The sequence below is a fragment of the Flavobacterium sp. I3-2 genome, from assembly GCF_013389595.1.
In the GTDB taxonomy this organism is placed as follows: domain Bacteria; phylum Bacteroidota; class Bacteroidia; order Flavobacteriales; family Flavobacteriaceae; genus Flavobacterium.
Genome location: NZ_CP058306.1, coordinates 668049 through 686810, shown reverse-complemented (window position 1 = coordinate 686810; position 18762 = coordinate 668049). Strand labels below are relative to the sequence as shown.

At 32.2% G+C, this 18762-nt stretch carries 14 protein-coding genes and 1 tRNA gene; 10 read left to right on the top strand and 5 right to left on the bottom strand.

Translation table 11 applies throughout. The annotated features are described in order from the left end of the window. Nucleotides 1–191 precede the first annotated feature (191 nt). On the top strand, nucleotides 192–4982 hold the full coding sequence (locus HW119_RS03320) for a fibronectin type III domain-containing protein (protein ID WP_177761244.1): 4791 nt from the start codon (nucleotides 192–194) through the stop codon (nucleotides 4980–4982). 91 nt (nucleotides 4983–5073) lie between these two features. Here the strand turns inward: HW119_RS03320 and HW119_RS03315 are convergent, their stop codons facing one another. Then, the gene (locus tag HW119_RS03315) at nucleotides 5074–6462 is read right to left on the bottom strand and encodes a dipeptidase (RefSeq protein WP_177761243.1); all 1389 of its coding nucleotides are present in this window, start codon (nucleotides 6460–6462) and stop codon (nucleotides 5074–5076) included. Between the two features lie 150 nt (nucleotides 6463–6612). Between HW119_RS03315 and HW119_RS03310 the strand changes: the two genes are divergently transcribed. The 7 genes from HW119_RS03310 to HW119_RS03280 all read left to right on the top strand — a co-directional run bounded on the left by HW119_RS03310 (nucleotide 6613) and on the right by HW119_RS03280 (nucleotide 12991). Further along, a tRNA-Leu gene (locus HW119_RS03310) sits at nucleotides 6613–6694 on the top strand. A gap of 319 nt (nucleotides 6695–7013) precedes the next feature. Continuing rightward, a complete protein-coding gene (pdhA, locus tag HW119_RS03305; RefSeq protein ID WP_177761242.1) occupies nucleotides 7014–8012 on the top strand; it encodes a pyruvate dehydrogenase (acetyl-transferring) E1 component subunit alpha in 999 nt (332 codons plus the stop codon). 3 nt (nucleotides 8013–8015) lie between these two features. Next, nucleotides 8016–9617 (top strand): pyruvate dehydrogenase complex dihydrolipoamide acetyltransferase, encoded by a 1602-nt coding sequence (locus tag HW119_RS03300; RefSeq protein WP_177761241.1) that lies wholly within the window; start codon nucleotides 8016–8018, stop codon nucleotides 9615–9617. A gap of 87 nt (nucleotides 9618–9704) precedes the next feature. After that, entirely contained in the window at nucleotides 9705–10646 is a 942-nt protein-coding gene (locus HW119_RS03295) for a M28 family peptidase (protein ID WP_177761240.1), read from the top strand. Then, entirely contained in the window at nucleotides 10643–11320 is a 678-nt protein-coding gene (locus tag HW119_RS03290; RefSeq protein ID WP_177761239.1) for an SDR family NAD(P)-dependent oxidoreductase, read from the top strand. The genes HW119_RS03295 and HW119_RS03290 overlap by 4 nt, the downstream gene beginning before the upstream one ends. Nucleotides 11321–11322: 2 nt before the next feature. After that, the gene (locus HW119_RS03285) at nucleotides 11323–11925 is read left to right on the top strand and encodes an ImmA/IrrE family metallo-endopeptidase (protein ID WP_177761238.1); all 603 of its coding nucleotides are present in this window, start codon (nucleotides 11323–11325) and stop codon (nucleotides 11923–11925) included. Between the two features lie 4 nt (nucleotides 11926–11929). Next, the gene (locus tag HW119_RS03280) at nucleotides 11930–12991 is read left to right on the top strand and encodes a mannose-1-phosphate guanylyltransferase (protein ID WP_177761237.1); all 1062 of its coding nucleotides are present in this window, start codon (nucleotides 11930–11932) and stop codon (nucleotides 12989–12991) included. 49 nt (nucleotides 12992–13040) lie between these two features. On the opposite strand, the gene HW119_RS03275 is transcribed toward HW119_RS03280, so the two are convergent. The 4 genes from HW119_RS03275 to HW119_RS03260 form a co-directional block, all read right to left on the bottom strand. Beyond that, nucleotides 13041–13808, bottom strand: coding sequence for an ABC transporter ATP-binding protein (locus tag HW119_RS03275; RefSeq protein ID WP_177761236.1), 768 nt, complete (start codon nucleotides 13806–13808; stop codon nucleotides 13041–13043). Then, nucleotides 13808–14548 (bottom strand): MlaE family ABC transporter permease, encoded by a 741-nt coding sequence (locus tag HW119_RS03270; RefSeq protein WP_410503971.1) that lies wholly within the window; start codon nucleotides 14546–14548, stop codon nucleotides 13808–13810. Before HW119_RS03270 ends, HW119_RS03275 begins: the two co-directional genes overlap by 1 nt. 64 nt (nucleotides 14549–14612) lie before the next feature. Further along, nucleotides 14613–15464 (bottom strand): glycosyltransferase, encoded by an 852-nt coding sequence (locus tag HW119_RS03265; RefSeq protein ID WP_177761234.1) that lies wholly within the window; start codon nucleotides 15462–15464, stop codon nucleotides 14613–14615. A gap of 1 nt (nucleotide 15465) precedes the next feature. After that, the gene (locus HW119_RS03260) at nucleotides 15466–15987 is read right to left on the bottom strand and encodes a methyltransferase domain-containing protein (RefSeq protein ID WP_177761233.1); all 522 of its coding nucleotides are present in this window, start codon (nucleotides 15985–15987) and stop codon (nucleotides 15466–15468) included. Nucleotides 15988–16063: 76 nt separating this feature from the next. Here HW119_RS03260 and HW119_RS03255 point away from each other — a divergent pair, with 76 nt between their 5' ends. Together HW119_RS03255 and HW119_RS03250 are read left to right on the top strand one after the other, a co-directional pair. Then, entirely contained in the window at nucleotides 16064–17530 is a 1467-nt protein-coding gene (locus HW119_RS03255; protein WP_177761232.1) for a polysaccharide biosynthesis C-terminal domain-containing protein, read from the top strand. 111 nt (nucleotides 17531–17641) lie between these two features. After that, nucleotides 17642–18703 carry an alpha/beta hydrolase gene (locus HW119_RS03250; protein WP_177761231.1) on the top strand — a complete coding sequence of 354 codons (1062 nt, stop codon included), beginning with the start codon at nucleotides 17642–17644 and terminating at the stop codon, nucleotides 18701–18703. Nucleotides 18704–18762: the final 59 nt, after the last annotated feature.

Genomic DNA, 18762 nt, shown 5'->3' with positions numbered 1-18762 from the left:
TGAAATGTCAATTTTGATGTATTGTGGTTATTCTTTGTGATTTTTTGTTATTGTGATTTTTTATTTAAAATAATTACTTTTAAATTGTGTATATATCTGTTGCTTTTGTTATTTTTTTGATTAATTTTAAAAAATATATATTTAACTAATTTTAAAACTTTGTTTTTTTTTTACTAACTAACAATTAATTTATGAATGAAATTACTTTAAACAAATTAAGAAGAGGTTATGAAAAAGGGCTCAACCGATGGCTTTTTCATAAGTTACTTTTCGTAATGGTATTATTTGGATCAATATCATTAAATGCGCAAATTCATGTAGGTGCAAGTGGAACTACTACTTCTACCTATTTCCCAATTTATGGTTTGTATGATTATAGCTATAGTCAGCAAATTGTTTTGGCAAGTGAGTATGCCGCTGCAGATGGTATAGCAGGTCCGATTACCCAAATAAAATGGAAGATTAAAACCGGTGTTAGTAATTATGAAGACTGGAATAACTGGACCGTTTATTTAAGTCATACAACGAAAACTACTTTTAGTTCTTCAACAGATTATGTTCCTTTTGCAGATTTGACTCAGGTATATTCTGGGTTAATAACTTTTGATGGAGATGATACTTGGATTACAGTAAATTTAGCAACACCATTTGTTTACAATGGAACAGATAATATTTTAGTTGCAGTTGTTGAAAATACATTAGGATGGAGTACTTCTCCTGAATTCGCTGCATATGTAGGATCTCCTTCGTCTAGTTATAGAGGTCTTTATGGATATCAAGATGATGATGAAATAGATCTTACGGATCCATCTTCAACTGTTTATAAATCTAGAGGTAATACATTGGCGCAAATTCAATTTACAGGAACATTGACGCCTTGTGCTACACCTCAGAATGTTGTAATTACCAAAACACATAATAGTGCAGTTGCAACTTGGACTATTAACCCTTCTGCGAATTTAGGGTATTTATATGAGTTGAGAACATCAGGAGCAGCAGGAAGTGGTACGACAGGTTTGGTAGAAAGTGGTACAGTAGCTGCTGGAGTAAATACAAAAACATTTAATAGTTTACTTGGTAATACAAATTATACTTTGTATTTGAAATCTAATTGTACTGGGTATACTCCTGTTTGGGGAAATGCAAATAATTTTTTAACAGAATTGTTGCTTCCTAGACCTTGGTTCGAACCTTTTAATACATCAACTGTTCCGGCAGCAATGATAAGTAATCAGACGTTAACGAACTCTGCTACAATTATGCCGGGTGGTTTTACATATTATTATTATCGTAATTTAGTTGGTGAAGGTGCTACATCAACTACTACCACAATGAATATTGGCGCAATTGTAGCTGGTGATATATTATCTTTTAATTATGGATTTAGAAATTATTATGTAGATGTTCCTAGTGCGGGTGAAATGGAAGTTTTGATATCTACTGATTATGGAAATACATTTACAAATATATCTACAATTCCAGTTCAGAATGATTTAGGTTGGCAAACTTTTGAATATCCATTGAATTCATACATAGGACAAAATGTTAAAGTAAGAATTATTTATACTTTGGCGTCAGGAGATGCTTATGTAGCATTGGATAACTTTTATATCGGACCATGCGGATTACCTGCGGTTCCAAGTGTACAGTCAGTTACTCAAACCAATGTAGTTTTGACATGGGCAGGTAACGCTTCTGATAATTATCAAATTGAATGGGGAGTTGCTGGATTTACACAAGGTTCAGGTACTGTTCTTAATGTTGGGGTTTCAGGAACTACTATCAATAATTTGACAGCAAATACAACCTATGAATATTTTATTAGAAAGACTTGTTCTTCAGGTGAATCTACTTGGGTTGGAAGATATAAATTTAAAACAACTTGTGATCCTTTTGTTGGAGCATTCTCTGAAAATTTCTCTGGTGTTGCAACTGGCTCGTCAACAAATTTAACACTTCCTGATTGTTGGTCTTTTTATGATGGAGGTATAGGATATGGATATGTGGGGACAACTGCGTTGGCTTCACCTAAGTCATTCCAGATGTATGATAATGGAGATTTAATAAATCCGTATATTTTAATTTCTCCTGAAACACAAAATTTAGGAAATGGTGGTTATAGAGTAAAATTTAATGCGAGATCAGGTACTTCTGGACAAACATTAATATTTGGAACAATGTCTAATCCTTTAGATGCTTCAACTTTTACTCCTTTGCAAACATTTGCATTGCCAACAACATATAATGTAAATGCAACACCATATTTTGTCGTGTATTTACCAGAAGGAACGAATGATTATTTTGCATTTAAACATGGCCAGCAAAGTACATACGTAACGATTTATATTGATGATATTTCTTATGAACCAAATCCTGCTTGTCCTGAACCAGTGAATTTAAGCGTTGAAAAGAATTTAAGTAGTTTAACAGCTAATTTAAGATGGGATGGACCAGCTAATATTCCTAATAATTTTGAAGTAGAGTGGGGAGTTGCTCCATTTGTTCAAGGTGCAGGAACTGTAGTTAATGCAACAAATACTTCTACAATGATTTCGAGTCTTATTGCAGACGAAACCTATTCGTTTTATGTAAGAAGAATTTGTGGAAATGAAAGTACTGCTTGGGTAGGACCATATACTTTTGAGATGGGATATTGTACTTCTATTCCTACTTCAAATGATGGAACAGGTATTGGAAATGTGACTATCGCAGGAGTAAGTATGGATTCTCCTAATGATGTTACATATGAAGATTTTACAAATCAAGTTATAACTTTTAATGCAGGAGAAGTAGTTCCAGCTTCTATCACTTTTAATACTGGTTTTACATATAATACTAATATTTGGGTTGATTTAAATAATAACGGAGTTTTTGAAAATAATGTAGAATTGATTTATCAAGGAGAATCTTTAAATGATAATCCAACAACATTAGATGTTTCTTTTACTATTCCAGATGATTTAGGTTATCTAACTGGAGCTTATAGAATGAGAATTGGAACTGCTGATTCAGGTCAAGCTATACCTAATTCATGTTATTCGGGTTCTTGGGGAGTAACAGTAGATTTATTAGTAAATATTACATTCCCATGTATCCAACCAACAAATGTTAATTTCTTGGATATTGGATATGAGTACGTAGTGTTAGATTGGGATGGACAAGGAAATTCAGGATTTGAATTAGAATATGGTGTAACTGGTTTTACTCAAGGAACAGGTACAACGATTCTTAATGTTACAAAACCTTATACATTAGAAAATTTAACTCCTGGTACAACTTATGATTTCTATGTAAGAAAAAAATGTGGTGATTTATATAGTGATTGGAGTACAGTAACAACTACTTATGTATTCTGTGATACACCAGAACCTACTGGAGATGGTGCGCAAACATTGGTTTCAGATGATACTTTGGCTCAACTTGTAATTAATGGAGTAAATCTTAGATACTATTTAGATCCAACATTGACTACTGAAGTTCCAGCTTCAACAGTGCTTCAGTCAAGTGGAGTTTACTATGTTACGCAAACGATAAACTGTCAAAGTGATGCATATTTGATTGTTGATGTTACAGTTTTACAGCGAATTGCAATGCCAGTAGTGCCTTCAGGTCAAAACTTCTGTGATAGTGGTACTATTGGAGATATTCCGGTTACTTCAGTTTCTGGTGCAACTGTTATTTGGTATGCAACTGAAACTAGTACGACACCTTTACCTTTAAATACGCCACTAGTAACTGGTAATTATTATGTTGTTCAAACTGATGGAGTTACAACTTCTCATAGAGTAATGGTGCCAGTTGTTATTAATACAACTCCTCCAAATCTTGTTTCTCAAACAATCAGTTTGTGCGGAAGTTATACTTTCGGAAATTTATCAATTAATAATCAAACCGGTACAACTGTAAAATGGTATGTTTCGCAAACTGCAACAACTCCAATTGGAAATAATGTACCAGTTGTTACTGGAACTTATTATGTAACTCAAAGTTTCGGTACTTGTGAATCTCAGAGAGTTCCTTTCCAAATAACTCAAAATGAGTCATTGAATAAACCAATTGCGGGCGCTCAAAACTTCTGTGGAAGTGGAACAGTTGCTAATTTAATAGCTCAAGGAACTGCAGGTGCACAAATACTTTGGTATTCTTCTGCAACATCAACTAATGCATTGTCGCCTTCAACTCAATTATCAAACGGAACATATTATGTAGCTCAAACTATGAATGGATGTTCATCTGAGAAAAGAGCGGTTGCTGTAAGAGTGATTTCGATTTCGGCTCCTCAAATTTCAGCATTCACAGTTTGTGGAGGTGGTACGATTTCAGATTTATACATTTCGACACCTGCTGAAACATCATATAAATGGTATTTATCTCCATCTAGTGATTTTGAATTAGCACAAACAACACCTTTGGTTCAAGGTACATATTATGTTGAAAGAGTTCAATATGGTTGTGTTTCTGCTAGAGCGATGGTTCAAGTTAATATTGGTGCAGTTCCAAATCCGCCAACTGGTGTAGCTTCTCAATCTTATGTTGAAGGTTCAACAATTGCTAATTTGGTACTTAATCAATCGAATGTTGTATGGTATGCTAGTATCAATGATTCTCAAAATGGAGTAAACGCACTACCATCTTATACGCCTTTGGTAAATGGAACTGCTTATTATGCGGTAATTATTGGTTCTAATGGATGTCCAAGTTATCCATTTGCAGTAACTGTCCAAGTTTATTTATCTAACGATGAATTTGATAAAGAAGGATTGAAATATTATCCAAACCCAGTAAATGATGTTTTAAATATCAATTATGTTGAATCTATTAGATCGGTCGAAGTTTTCGATTTATTAGGAAAACGAGTTAAAGCTCTAAATACTAATGAACAAAATATTCAAATTGATTTATCTGGTTTGGCTTCTGGAACTTACATGATCCAGTTAAAAACGGATACAAAAACACAATTTATTAAAGTAATTAAAAAGTAATAATGAAAAAGCCGGGATGTAAATCCTGGCTCTTTTTATTTTGCGATTGGAGATAAAAAAACGATGAAAAATATTTTCATCGTTTTTTTTGTTATTTAGATAATTCTGTAAAATATTTAAAAAACAAAGGAATGGTTTCGATTCCTTTTAAGTAATTAAATACGCCAAAATGTTCGTTTGGTGAATGAATCGCATCAGAGTCTAATCCGAATCCCATCATGATTGTTTTTGATTTTAATTCTTTTTCAAATAAAGCTACAATTGGAATAGAGCCTCCTGAACGAACTGGAATTGGAGTAACTCCAAAAGTATCGGTATAAGCTTTAGAAGCAGCTTGATATCCAATAGAATCGATTGGTGTTACATATCCTTGACCGCCATGATGTGGGGTTACTTTAACTTTTACAGATTTTGGCGCAATACTTTCGAAATAGTTTTTAAATAAAGTTGTGATTTCTTCCCAATCTTGATTTGGAACTAAACGCATCGAAATTTTAGCATAAGCCTTTGAAGCGATAACTGTTTTTGCACCTTCGCCAGTGTATCCACCCCAAATTCCATTTACATCTAAAGTAGGACGTATAGAATTTCTTTCGTTTGTAGTATAACCTGTTTCACCATAAATATCTTCAATGTCTAAAGCATTTTTATAATCTTCTAATGAGAATGGACGTTTTCCCATTTCGTCTCTTTCTTCACGAGAAAGTTCTTCAACTTTATCATAGAATCCAGGAATGGTAATGTGATTGTTTTCATCATGTAGCTGTGCAATCATTTTAGATAAAATGTTAATTGGATTGGCAACAGCACCGCCATATAAACCTGAATGTAAATCTCTGTTTGGACCAGTAACTTCTACTTCAACATAACTCAATCCTCTTAAACCAGTGGTAATAGAAGGTTGTGTATTTGAAATCATTCCTGTGTCAGAAATTAAGATTACATCGTTTTTAAGTTTTTCTTGATTTCTTTCTACAAACCAAGCTAAAGATGCAGAGCCTACTTCTTCTTCACCTTCAATCATGAATTTTACATTGCAAGGAAGTGTATTTGTTTGCATCATTAATTCTAAAGCTTTAACATGCATAAACATCTGACCTTTGTCATCACAAGCTCCGCGAGCAAAAATAGCTCCTTCTGGATGAATAGAAGTGGTTTTAATGATTGGTTCAAACGGAGGTGAATCCCATAATTCGATTGGATCTGCTGGTTGAACGTCGTAATGTCCGTAAACTAAAACTGTAGGTAATGAAGAATCAAAGATTTTTTCGCCATAAACAATCGGGTATCCTGGTGTTTCGCAAATTTCAACTTTATCACATCCTGCTTTTTCTAAAAAATATTTTACTTTTTCTGCAGTGTTTAAAACATCTTGAGAAAACGCACTGTCTGCACTAACAGATGGAATTTTTAAAAGGTCAATTAGTTCATTTATAAAACGTTCCTTGTTTTTGTCGATGTAATTCTTAATGTGTTCCATGGTTTGATTTTGTATGAAAGGTTAAGTTTTACAAATATAATTATAAAAAAAATAATATTTTTTCTTGCAGGATAAAAAACCATTCGTATATTTGCAACGTCTTAAAGAAACAACGGTAGCTTTTGTGAAGTCAATGTTTCTAAGCCATAAGCGGGTATGGTGAAATTGGTAGACACGCCAGACTTAGGATCTGGTGCCGCAAGGTGTGAAGGTTCGAGTCCTTTTACCCGCACTTCAAAACCTCTTCAGAAATGGAGAGGTTTTTTTATTTATCCCTAAAATAATATTTTTTAATTGATCAGCTTTTTTGTTTTTTAATTACGTATTTTTGAAAGTTAATGAAAATTATAAAACTAAAACAAATTAGTGTTTTTTTTGTTGGTTTAAATATCCAAAACTTTTAGAATACTTGATTAGTTTTGAATTTAGAGTTAATAAATTGTTTATCTGATAAAAATTGGTTTAAATATTTTATATTCTACATTCTAAGTCTTATTTTTGCGTTTACACTATTAATGAATTTAGCCTAGCTTAACTATAAAGCATATTTTATGAAAGAAATTACAAAAGAAGTATATCTAAAATGGTATGAAGACATGCAATTTTGGAGAAAGTTTGAAGATAAACTTGCTGCTTTATATATTCAACAAAAAGTAAGAGGATTTTTACACTTATATAATGGACAAGAAGCGATCCTTGCTGGTGCATTACATGCAATGGACTTGTCTAAAGATAAAATGATTACAGCTTACCGTAATCACGTGCAACCAATCGGAATGGGAGTTGATCCTAGACGTGTAATGGCTGAACTTTTAGGTAAAGCAACCGGAACTTCTCAAGGTTTAGGAGGTTCTATGCATATCTTTTCTAAAGAACATGGTTTTTACGGTGGTCACGGAATTGTAGGTGCACAAATTCCTGTTGGAGCTGGAATGGCTTTCGCAGAACAATATAAAGGTACAGGCGGAGTTTCATTAACTTATTTTGGAGATGGAGCTGCTCGTCAAGGTTCATTACACGAAGCTTTTAATATGGCGATGTTATGGAAATTACCAGTTGTTTTTATCTGTGAAAATAACGGGTACGCAATGGGAACTTCTGTAGAAAGAACAGCGAATCATTCTGATGTTTGGAAATTAGGTCTAGGATACGAAATGCCTTCATTTGCTGTTGATGCGATGAATCCTGTGAAAGTTGCTGAAGCGATGTTCGATGCAATGGAAAGAGCACGTCGTGGAGAAGGACCAACTTTCTTAGAAATGAAAACGTACCGTTACCGCGGGCATTCAATGTCTGACGCGCAACATTATCGTACAAAAGAAGAGGTTGAAGAATACAAAAAAATCGACCCGATTACACAAGTATTAGATGTAATCAAAGAAAATAACTGGGCAACTGACGAAGAGATTGAAGTTATTGACCAACGTGTGAAAGATTTAGTTTCGGAATGTGAGCGTTTTGCAGAAGATTCTCCATATCCAGAATTAAATGTTATGTACGATGTGGTTTACGACCAAGAAAATTATCCATTTATACCTCATAAATTATAAAAAATGGCAGAAATTATTACAATGCCACGTTTAAGCGATACCATGACTGAAGGTACCGTTGCAACTTGGCTTAAAAAAGTTGGAGATAAAATTTCTGAAGGAGATATTTTAGCAGAAATTGAAACGGATAAAGCGACGATGGAATTTGAATCATTTCATAACGGTGTTTTATTACATATTGGAATCCACGAAGGTGAAACAGCTCCAGTTGATAGCGTATTGGCTATTATTGGTAATGAAGGTGAAGATATTTCAGCTTTATTAAATGGTGCTTCTGCTCCGGTTGCTGAAAAAAATGTGGAAACTTCTGCTCCAGTTCAAGAAGTAAAAGCAGAAGCTAAAACTACTGAAATACCTGCTGGTGTAAAAGTAGTAACTATGCCTCGTTTAAGTGATACGATGACGGAAGGAACAGTTGCAACTTGGTTGAAAAAAGTTGGAGATAAAATTTCTGAAGGTGATATTCTTGCTGAAATTGAAACGGATAAAGCTACTATGGAGTTCGAGTCGTTTAACGAAGGAACTTTGTTGTATATCGGAATTCAAGAAGGACAAACAGCACCAGTTGATAGTGTTTTAGCAATTTTAGGTCCAGAAGGAACTGATGTTTCTGCTATTGTTGCTAACGGCGGAAAAGCTCCTGAAGTTTCTAAAACTGTCGAAGCTCCAAAACAAGAAATTAAATCTGAAGTTAAAGAAGTTACAACTCAAGTTGTTTCTAATGCAAACGGTAGAGTTTTAGCTTCGCCTTTGGCTAAAAAAATTGCACAAGATAAAGGAATTGATATTTCTAAAGTTGCGGGTTCTGGTGAAAACGGACGTATCGTAAAAAGCGATGTGGAAAACTTTACACCACAAGCAGCAGTTGCTACAACTGTTTCTGCTCCAAAAGCTACGGTTCAAACATTTGTTCCTGCTGGAGAAATGAACGCTGAAGCAATCAAGAACTCTCAAATGCGTAAAACAATTGCGCGTCGTTTAGCTGAATCTAAATTCACAGCGCCGCATTATTATTTAACTATCGAAATTAACATGGATAACGCTATGGAATCTCGTAAGTTAATTAATTCGTTGCCAGAAACGAAAGTGTCTTTCAATGATATGGTTGTGAAAGCATGTGCAATGGCATTGAAAAAACATCCACAAGTAAATTCATCTTGGACTGAAGAAGCTACAATTATTAATCATCATGTGAATGTTGGTGTTGCAGTTGCTGTTGAAGACGGATTAGTAGTTCCTGTGGTTAATCATACAGATTTGTTGAGTTTATCTCAAATTGGTACATCAATTAAAGATTTAGCAGGAAAAGCACGTAATAAAAAATTACAACCTAAAGAAATGGAAGGTTCAACATTTACGGTTTCTAACTTAGGGATGTTCGGAATTGAAGAGTTTACTTCAATCATCAACCAACCAAATTCTGCTATTTTATCTGTTGGTGCTATTATCGAAAAACCAGTAGTTAAAAACGGACAAATTGTTGTAGGTAATACAATGAAAGTTACTTTAGCTTGCGACCACAGAACGGTTGATGGTGCTACAGGGGCAGAATTCTTACAAACATTGAAACATTTTATTGAAAATCCAGTTACCATGCTGGCTTAGTCAATATTTTTGAATAAATCTCAAAAGCCCGTTTTGTTACTTCAAGACGGGCTTTTTTTTGTATTTTTGTTTTCAAATCATGCAATTATGAAAAATATATCTTTAGTGTTTTTACTTGCTTTAGTTGGATTGAGTTCGTTTGCGCAAACTAATCAAACGTATCAAATTAAAGAAGAAAATATAATCAAAACTTTAAAATATTTAACTTCAGACGAATTAGAAGGACGTGATTCTGGCTCAAAAGGAATTGAATTAGCTGCTAATTATCTGGAAAATCAGTTTAAAGAAGTTGGAATAAAGCCTTATTTTAAAACCTACTTTGATACCTTATCAAACTTTAAACCTGTAGCCTATAATGTAGTTGGTTTGATTGAAGGAAATGACTCAGAATTAAAAAACGAATTTGTTATTCTTGGTGCACATTACGACCATATTGGTAGAATCGCTGCTGTTGATGGAGATGATATTGCAAATGGTGCAAACGATAATGCTTCTGGAACTACGATGGTATCTGAAGTTGCTAAATACTTTGCAGAAACTAAATCGAACAAACGTAGTATTTTGGTTGTTTATTTCTCTGCCGAAGAAAAAGGTTTACTTGGCGCTTATTCATTAGCTGAAAAATTAAAAAAAGAGAACTTTAATTTGTATTTGATGTTGAATTTCGAAATGTTAGGAGTTCCGATGAATAAAGATTACGAAGTTTTTATTACTGGTTTTAAGAAATCGAATATGGCTCAGAAAATGAACGAATATGCAGGAAGTAATTTCGTAGGATATTTACCTCAAGAATTCCAATATCGTTTGTTTATGGCGTCTGACAATTTTCCATTTTACACGGAGTTTAACGTACCTTCGCAAACCATTTGTACGTTCGATTTTGATAATTTTAAATATTATCATCATGTAAAGGATGAATTTGAAGTTATGGATACCAAGCACATGACCGAATTGTCAAATAAATTATTACCAATTGTTACCAAGATGGTTAATGCAACATCGCAAGAAATAAAATTAAACGAAGAATGAAAAATATATTGATAACCGGGACTAGCCGAGGTATTGGATTGGAATTGGTTAAAAAATTAGCACACGAAGGAAATCGTATTTTAGCAGTTTCAAGAAAAATTGCAGATGAATTAAGTTTATTATCAAATGTAACTTATATTTCTGCTGACTTATCTAAAGCGTCAGATTTAGAAAAAGTAAAAAATGAAATTCAAATCAATTTCAAAAAAATTGATATTCTAATTCACAATGCGGGGGCTATCGTAAATAAACCATTTGCAGAGATTTCTTCAGAAGAATTTGAATACGTTTACAAAGTTAATGTTTTTGGCGTAGCAGCTTTAAATCGTACCGTTTTACCTTTTATGCCAAACGGAAGCCATGTGGTTACTATTAGTAGTATGGGCGGTATTCAAGGAAGTTTAAAATTCCCTGGATTAGCAGCTTATAGTTCAAGTAAAGGAGCTGTAATTACGCTTTCTGAGCTCTTGGCCGAAGAATATAAAGTGCAAGGTGTAGCTTTTAATGTTTTGGCTTTAGGAGCCGTGCAAACTGAAATGTTACAAGAAGCTTTTCCTGGTTATCAAGCACCAATTAATCCGGAAGGTATGGCAAATTATATTGCTGATTTTGCATTGAACGGGAATAAATATTTCAACGGAAAAGTTTTAGAAGTATCATCATCAACACCATAAATTTGCAAACGGTTTTACAAAAATATTTACCCGAACATGCGGTCGTGCCAGTTTTTGAATTGATAAAAAATAATCAAGTTCATTTAAAAGTGGTTAATGAACGCGTAACTCGTCATGGAGATTATCGTAAAAATCCCGATGGTTCACATGCGATTACAGTAAATTCAAATTTAAATAAATACCGTTTTTTAATTACCTTAATACACGAAATTGCTCATTTAGTAGCTTTTAAAAAATACGGTCGAAACATCAAACCGCACGGAATAGAATGGAAACATTCGTTTCAATTATTGATGATTCCGTTTATAAATCCGAATATTTTTCCGAATGAAGTTTTACCTTTAATCGCTAAACATTTCCGAAATCCTACAGCAAGTAGTGACACCGATGCGATGCTTTCGATGGCTTTAAAACGTTATGATGCTCCTAACGAAAACTATTTTATAAATGACTTACCTTTGGGATGTTTTTTTAGAATTCCGTCTGGAAGAGTTTTTAAGAAAGGTCATTTACGTGTAAAACTTTTTGAATGTATGGAAGTAAAAACCGGAAAAACTTATTTGTTTAAACCTAATGCAGAAGTTGAGCTGCTGAAAATTAGTTAATCTAATGAACGAAAATTATTACGCAATTATAATGGCAGGCGGTGTAGGTTCACGCTTTTGGCCAGTAAGTACACCTGAGTTTCCTAAACAATTTCACGATATGTTAGGAACGGGAGAAACTTTGATACAAAAAACATTTACACGTTTGAGTCAATTGATTCCAAAAGAAAATATATTGATTTTAACCAACGATAAATATGCTGAAATAGTTCAAGAACAATTGCCGATGATTAATAGCGAGCAAATTGTTTTAGAACCAGAAATGCGAAACACGGCTCCTTGTATTTTATATGCATCGATGAAAATTAAAAAAATGAATCCGAATGCGTTGATGATTGTTGCGCCGTCTGACCATTGGATTGAAGATGAGGTACAATTTGTAGCTAACTTACAACGTTCGTTTGACATTTGTGAGCATGATAATGTGTTGATGACTTTAGGTATTTTACCAACATTTCCAAATACCGGTTACGGTTATATCGAGTTTGATAAGTTAGATTCGCGTCAGGTTAAAAAAGTGGTGCAATTCCGTGAAAAACCAGATTATGTTACCGCTAAAAAATTCATTCAGAGTAGAAATTTCTTATGGAATTCAGGAATTTTTATTTGGAGTGTTTCGTCGATTTTAAATGCTTTTGAGAAATTTCAGCCAGCAATGTATCATTTATTTAACGATGGTTTTGATAAATTAAATACAGAAGATGAAGCTGATTTTGTGGCTGATAATTACGGTAAATCGGATAATATTTCGATTGATTATGCGGTAATGGAAAATGCTCAAAACGTATTTGTTTTGCCTGCAACTTTTGATTGGAATGATTTAGGAACTTGGGGTTCACTTTATGATAAGTTACCGAAAGATACCAATGAAAATGCAGTTGTAAATGCTACGATAGTTATTGAAAATGCTTCGAATAATATCATCAGAACCAACGCCGGAAAAAAAGTGGTTATCGATGGTTTAAATGATTACATCATTGTAGATGAAGACGATGTTTTATTGATTTATCCGAAAAAGAAAGAACAAGATATTAAGCAGATTGTTGCTAAGATAAACGCAAAGTAAAATCTATTTATAAAATAAAAAACGCTTCGATATCGAAGCGTTTCTTGTTTTATACTTTATTCTTATTGTGGAAATTACGAATCTCTTTTAATAAGTCTGATGAATATACAAAGTCAATAATATCTGGATTTTCTGTGTGCATAATTTCTTTATTAGTTCCAGTCCAAGCTAATTTTCCGTCTTTTAAGAAAACAATATGTTCTCCAATTTGTAAAACCGAGTTCATATCGTGTGTGTTAATTACGGTCGTCATTTGATATTCGTGTGTGATTTCTTGAATTAATTCATCAATTACAATTGATGTTTTTGGGTCTAATCCTGAGTTTGGTTCATCACAAAATAAATATTTCGGATTATTTACAATAGCACGAGCAATAGCAACACGCTTTTGCATTCCTCCAGAAATTTCAGATGGCATTTTTAAATTTGCATCTTTTAAATTCACACGTTCAATAACTTCTTGAGCGCGTTCTTTGATTTCTTTGTCTGTTTTTTGAGTGAACATTTTTAAAGGAAACGCAATATTTTCTTCCACATTCATCGAATCAAACAAAGCTGAACCTTGAAAAACCATTCCAATTTGTGTTCTGATTTCACGTTTTTGCATTATATCTAACGTAGCGTAATCTTGACCGTCAAATAAAATTTGACCACTATTTGGTGTGTGAACTCCTAAAAGTGTTTTCAGCATTACGGTTTTTCCCGAACCTGATTGCCCAATGATTAAGTTGGTTTTTCCTTTTTCGTAAACAGTAGAAATTCCTTTTAAAACTTCTTTTCCGTCAAACGATTTTCTAATATCTTTTACCTCAATCATTAGCTTAATAAAATTTGAGTTAATATATAGTTCACTAAAATGATGGCAACACTCGTCCAAACGAATGATTTTGTACTTGCTTTACCTACTTCAAGTGCACCACCTTGCATATAATATCCAAAATAAGATGGAATGGTTGCTAATAAAAATCCAAATACAGCTGTTTTAATAAAAGCATAAACGATATGATATGGTGTAAAAGAATCTTGTAAACCATAAATAAATTCTTCACTTGATAAATATCCTGCAAAAACACCAGCAATGTATCCTCCAAAAATTCCAATAAACATACTAATTGCAATAATGAACGGATAAGTTATTGAAGCAATTAATTTAGGGAAAACTAAGTAGTTCAATGAATTAATTCCCATTACTTCAAGTGCGTCAATTTGCTCAGTTACACGCATGGTTCCAATACTTGAAGTGATATAAGAACCCATTCTTCCGGCCATAATTATGGAAATAAAAGTAGGCGAGAACTCTAAAATAATAGATTGTCTTGCTGTAAAACCAATTAAATATTTGGGAATAAGCGGATTGTTTAAGTTTAAAGCGGTTTGTATGGTAACAACGGCACCAATGAAGAACGATAGAAAACAAACAATTCCTAAAGACCCGATGATAAGTTCATCTATTTCTTTGAAAATTAATGTTTTCATAATTCTCCATTTTGTTGGACTCTTGAACATATCAGCCAACATTATGAAGTATTTACCTATACTTTTTAACATGTTTATCATACGGAATAAAATATTTCGCTAATTTACCAATTTCAAATGAGTTTCTTGTTTATTAAACCAAAAACTAACCAAAGACTTTTTCTTTAATTTTTTTCCAACGGTAATTTCTGATGAATTTTGCTTGTTCTGTGGTTACCAATAAAGGTTTGTTTTCTTTTTTTGCTTTTCTAAAACCGTTGATGTAATCGATAAATAACAAAGGTTTCTTTTTACGCAAAGCTAATTTTAAACCTGCAATTGCGGTTATTGTAAATCCGTATCCTAACGTATAAAAAGCTTCACCTTGTTTGTAACGTGCAGTTTTATTGTAATTAGCGCCAGTTGGTTTTAAATGTTTAACCTTTAGTTCAGCAATTGTTTTTATTTTCCAACCGTAAAATCTACATAAAAGTTCATCGACCGTATCCCAACCCATTGCAGTTTTTAGACCACCAATTTGTTTAAAACAATCTTTTCGGTAAGCCTTAAATGCTCCTCGAATATGGTCTTTATCGGTTAAGTTTTCTAAAATCCATTCGTTGTTTTTTTCGATATAAGCAAATCCGCCAACCATTCCAATTTTATTATCAGATTGAAATGTTTTTGCGATTTCTTCAAAATAGTTATTTGGTAAAATCAAATCGGCATCAAGCTTTACAATAAAATCATAATCATCATCCAAAACTTCTAAACCTTTTTCAAATGCCTGAATTACTTTACTTCCTGGTAAATGAATGTTTTCTGAGACTTTTAAAACTTGTTTGAAAATTCCATATTTTGATTCAAATTCAGAAATAATTTCAGATGTTTTATCGGTTGAATTATCATTAACTACGATTACTTTTTTGGGAAGTAAAGTCTGATTCAAAATGGATTGCAACGTAACTTCGATAAATTTTTCTTCGTTGTAAGCTGGAATAATTATGTAATAATTCATCTTAGATGCGTTCTGCGTAAACTAAATAATAACGTGGTGTAAATTTTCTTAAAATCGGACGAATTCCAATTTTTTTTACTGGATGCGCCCATTTGATTGAATCGATGATTTTAAAACCAGCTTTTTCTAATAACCAATCCAATTGCCAATCTTCAAATTCGTGATAATGTCTGTCCCACATATCGGTTTTGCTTCTGTAAGCAGGCGAAAACCACAAGCGCAACGGAACCGAAATAAAAATCTTATCAGCTTTACAATGTTGTAAAACAGTAAACGGATTCAATAAATGTTCAAATATTTCAAAAGCTGTTAACACGTTGTATTTGTTATTGTCAAGCGATTCATAATTCAAATCAATATCTTCACCTTTGGTGTTTTGAACTTTAAAACCTTCAGTTTTCATCAACTTCGAAAGCGGATTTTCTACACCTAAATCCAAAATATCCTCAGATTTTTTTAAGTGTTTATTTAAGAAATTCAAGGTTTTTTCGAATCTTTCTTTCGGATATGTTTTTTCGTACATCTTTTAAAACTATATATCTTTTCACTTTTCAAAAAGAATATCAATATTACGATTATATTTGTAAAAATTACCACAAATGGATTCTAAATTTTCGAGTAAACAAGCCTTATTATTCTCAATAATCAACTACATTGGAGTTGCTATTGGAATGATTTCGACTTTGTTTATTTATCCGAATGATAAAGAATTTCTCGGAATTGTAAGGTTTATCGACGGGTTTGCTCAAATTTTATATCCGATTATGGTTTTTGGTGCTTCAACTGCATTGTTAAATTTTCAGCCACAGTTAAATGCTTTTTTACAGCGCAAATTATTCTCGTACAGTGTAGTTTCTATTGTTTTTATGATTTTATTCTGTACTTTTTTTGTTAGCATTTTTTATTTTCTAGAAGTTACTAAAAACACCGAATATTATATTTACGGATTTATCATTGCTGTTTTTTTAGCCTTTGTTGATTTGATGAAACGGCAAGCTTATAATTTACAAAAAATAGCAGTGCCTACTTTTTTTGAAAAAATAATTCCAAAAATAACCTTGCCTTTAGCCTTTATTTTGGTGCTTTATTTTTCTTTTTCATATCATCAAGCTTTAAGAATTTATACGTTTTCTTTTTTAATTATTTTTATCGCAATTGCTTGGTATTTGCTTCGCATTTTTAAGCCTGTTTTTAGTTTTAATTATCAAGATTTGTTTCAAGAAATTTCAAAAAAGGAATATTATAAATACAGTTTATATGCTTTTTGTGCAAGTTTAGGTTCTTTTTTTGCTTTTCGTATCGATTCGATTATGATTCCCGAATTTATTTCTAACGAAGCAAATGGAGATTTTAATATCGGTGTAAATTTAGCAAACGCTTTGATGATTCCAGCAACTGGAGTTTTTGCGCTTTATAGTCCGATTATTTCTGAAGCTTTAAAAAATAACGATTTTAAAATCTTAAATCTCAAATATGCAGAAGTTGCTAAGAATTTATATTTTATTGGAATTTTAATGTTTGGATGTTTGCTTTTAGGAATTTCAGATTTTATTGCATTGCTTCCTACAGCTCAAAAATTAGCACCAACAATTCCAATTTTGTATATTTTAGGATTAAACGTTATCTTAAATATGGCAACCGGATTTAATACAGAAATCATTGCATATTCTAAATTTTATAAATTTAATTTAATTGCCATTTTATCGTTAGCTATTTTAAACATCGGATTAAATTTCTTAATTCTTACTCAAACTTATTATGGAATTATTGGAGTTGCCTATGCATCATTATTTTCAATGTTTATTTTTAATCTAATTAAAATGATTTTTATTTATCGTAAGTTTAAAATGGTTCCTTTTTCAATGACTTATTTTAAAACGGTTGTTTTATCAATTATTTTATTAGGGATTTGCTTTGTACTACCGTTAGATTATTTCAATAAATTCGGATTTATCGTTCGATGTATTTTATTTTCGTTCGGATTTATGAGTATTGTTTTTATGACAGGCTGGGTTCCAGAACTTAATGTAAACGTTATAAAAATATGGAAAAAACTAAAAAGTTAAATTATTTAGAATGATTCAAAATAATTTGGTAAGTTAAGATTTTTAAAATAATTTTGTCGAAAATTACTGTTTAATTCAATTGTAATGAGCAATTGTACGACCCACATTTCAATGAAATTATTTTATTCACTTTGCTTTTTCTTAATCAATTTCTATTCGATTAACGCACAAGAATCACTTATTAAGGTTGAACAATTTTCACTAGATTCTAAAATTCTTGGAGAAAATCGCGAAATTGATATTCATTTACCTAAGAATTATTTTAATACAGAATTCGATAAAGCTTATTATCCTGTAGTTTATGTTTTGGATGGCGAAAGAAATTTTCCGATGTTAACAGCATTAGAAATTTATGGTACACGTAGCATGTATCGTGCTTTTCCAGAAATGATTATAGTTGGTATTCGTAATATTGACAGAAATAGAGATTTTACACCTACTGTTCCTTCTGATACATCTTCAACTAAAAAAGCTAATTTTCCAACATCAGGAAAAGCAACAGAATTTTTATCGTTTATAAATGACGAATTAAAACCTTATATTGATTCAAATTTTAGAACAAATGGATATAATATTTTACATGGACATTCATTTGGAGGATTGTTTGCTTTAAATACATGGGTTTCTAATCCAAATAGTTTTGATGCTTATATTGCAATTGACCCGAGTTTATGGTGGGATAATCGTGTTGTTTTTGATAGATTGAAAGAAGCTGTAGAAAATAATACACTTCCGGTTAAAAATGTTTATGTAGCATTAGCCTTTGAGTCTCAAGAAGCCTCAAAAGATAGATTAAATCACGGTGGTTCAATCCGTGAATTTTGTGAAAAAGTTTTAACTTTAAATCCTAAAATCGATGAATTATCAGACTGGAAATATTATCCAGATAAAGACCACGGTACTGTTCCATGGCCATCAAGTTTAGATGCTTTTACATCGTTATTTCAAGGAATGCAATTACAAGTTAAAAAAATACCATCAAATCCAGAATTGGTAAAAAAACAATATGAACAATTATCTTTGAAATTGGGACACAAAATTTTACCAGACGAATCATTACTTTTGGAATTGGTAAAATACACAAAGAAAAATAATAAGAGTGAAGAAGCTCAAATTCTAATAGATTATTATAAAGAAATTTATCCTAAAAGTAAACAACTTCTGAATCTTTAGATAAAGTAGATGTTACTTATTTGTTGTTTGTTAAAAAGCTGCTTTCGTACTAATTCGAA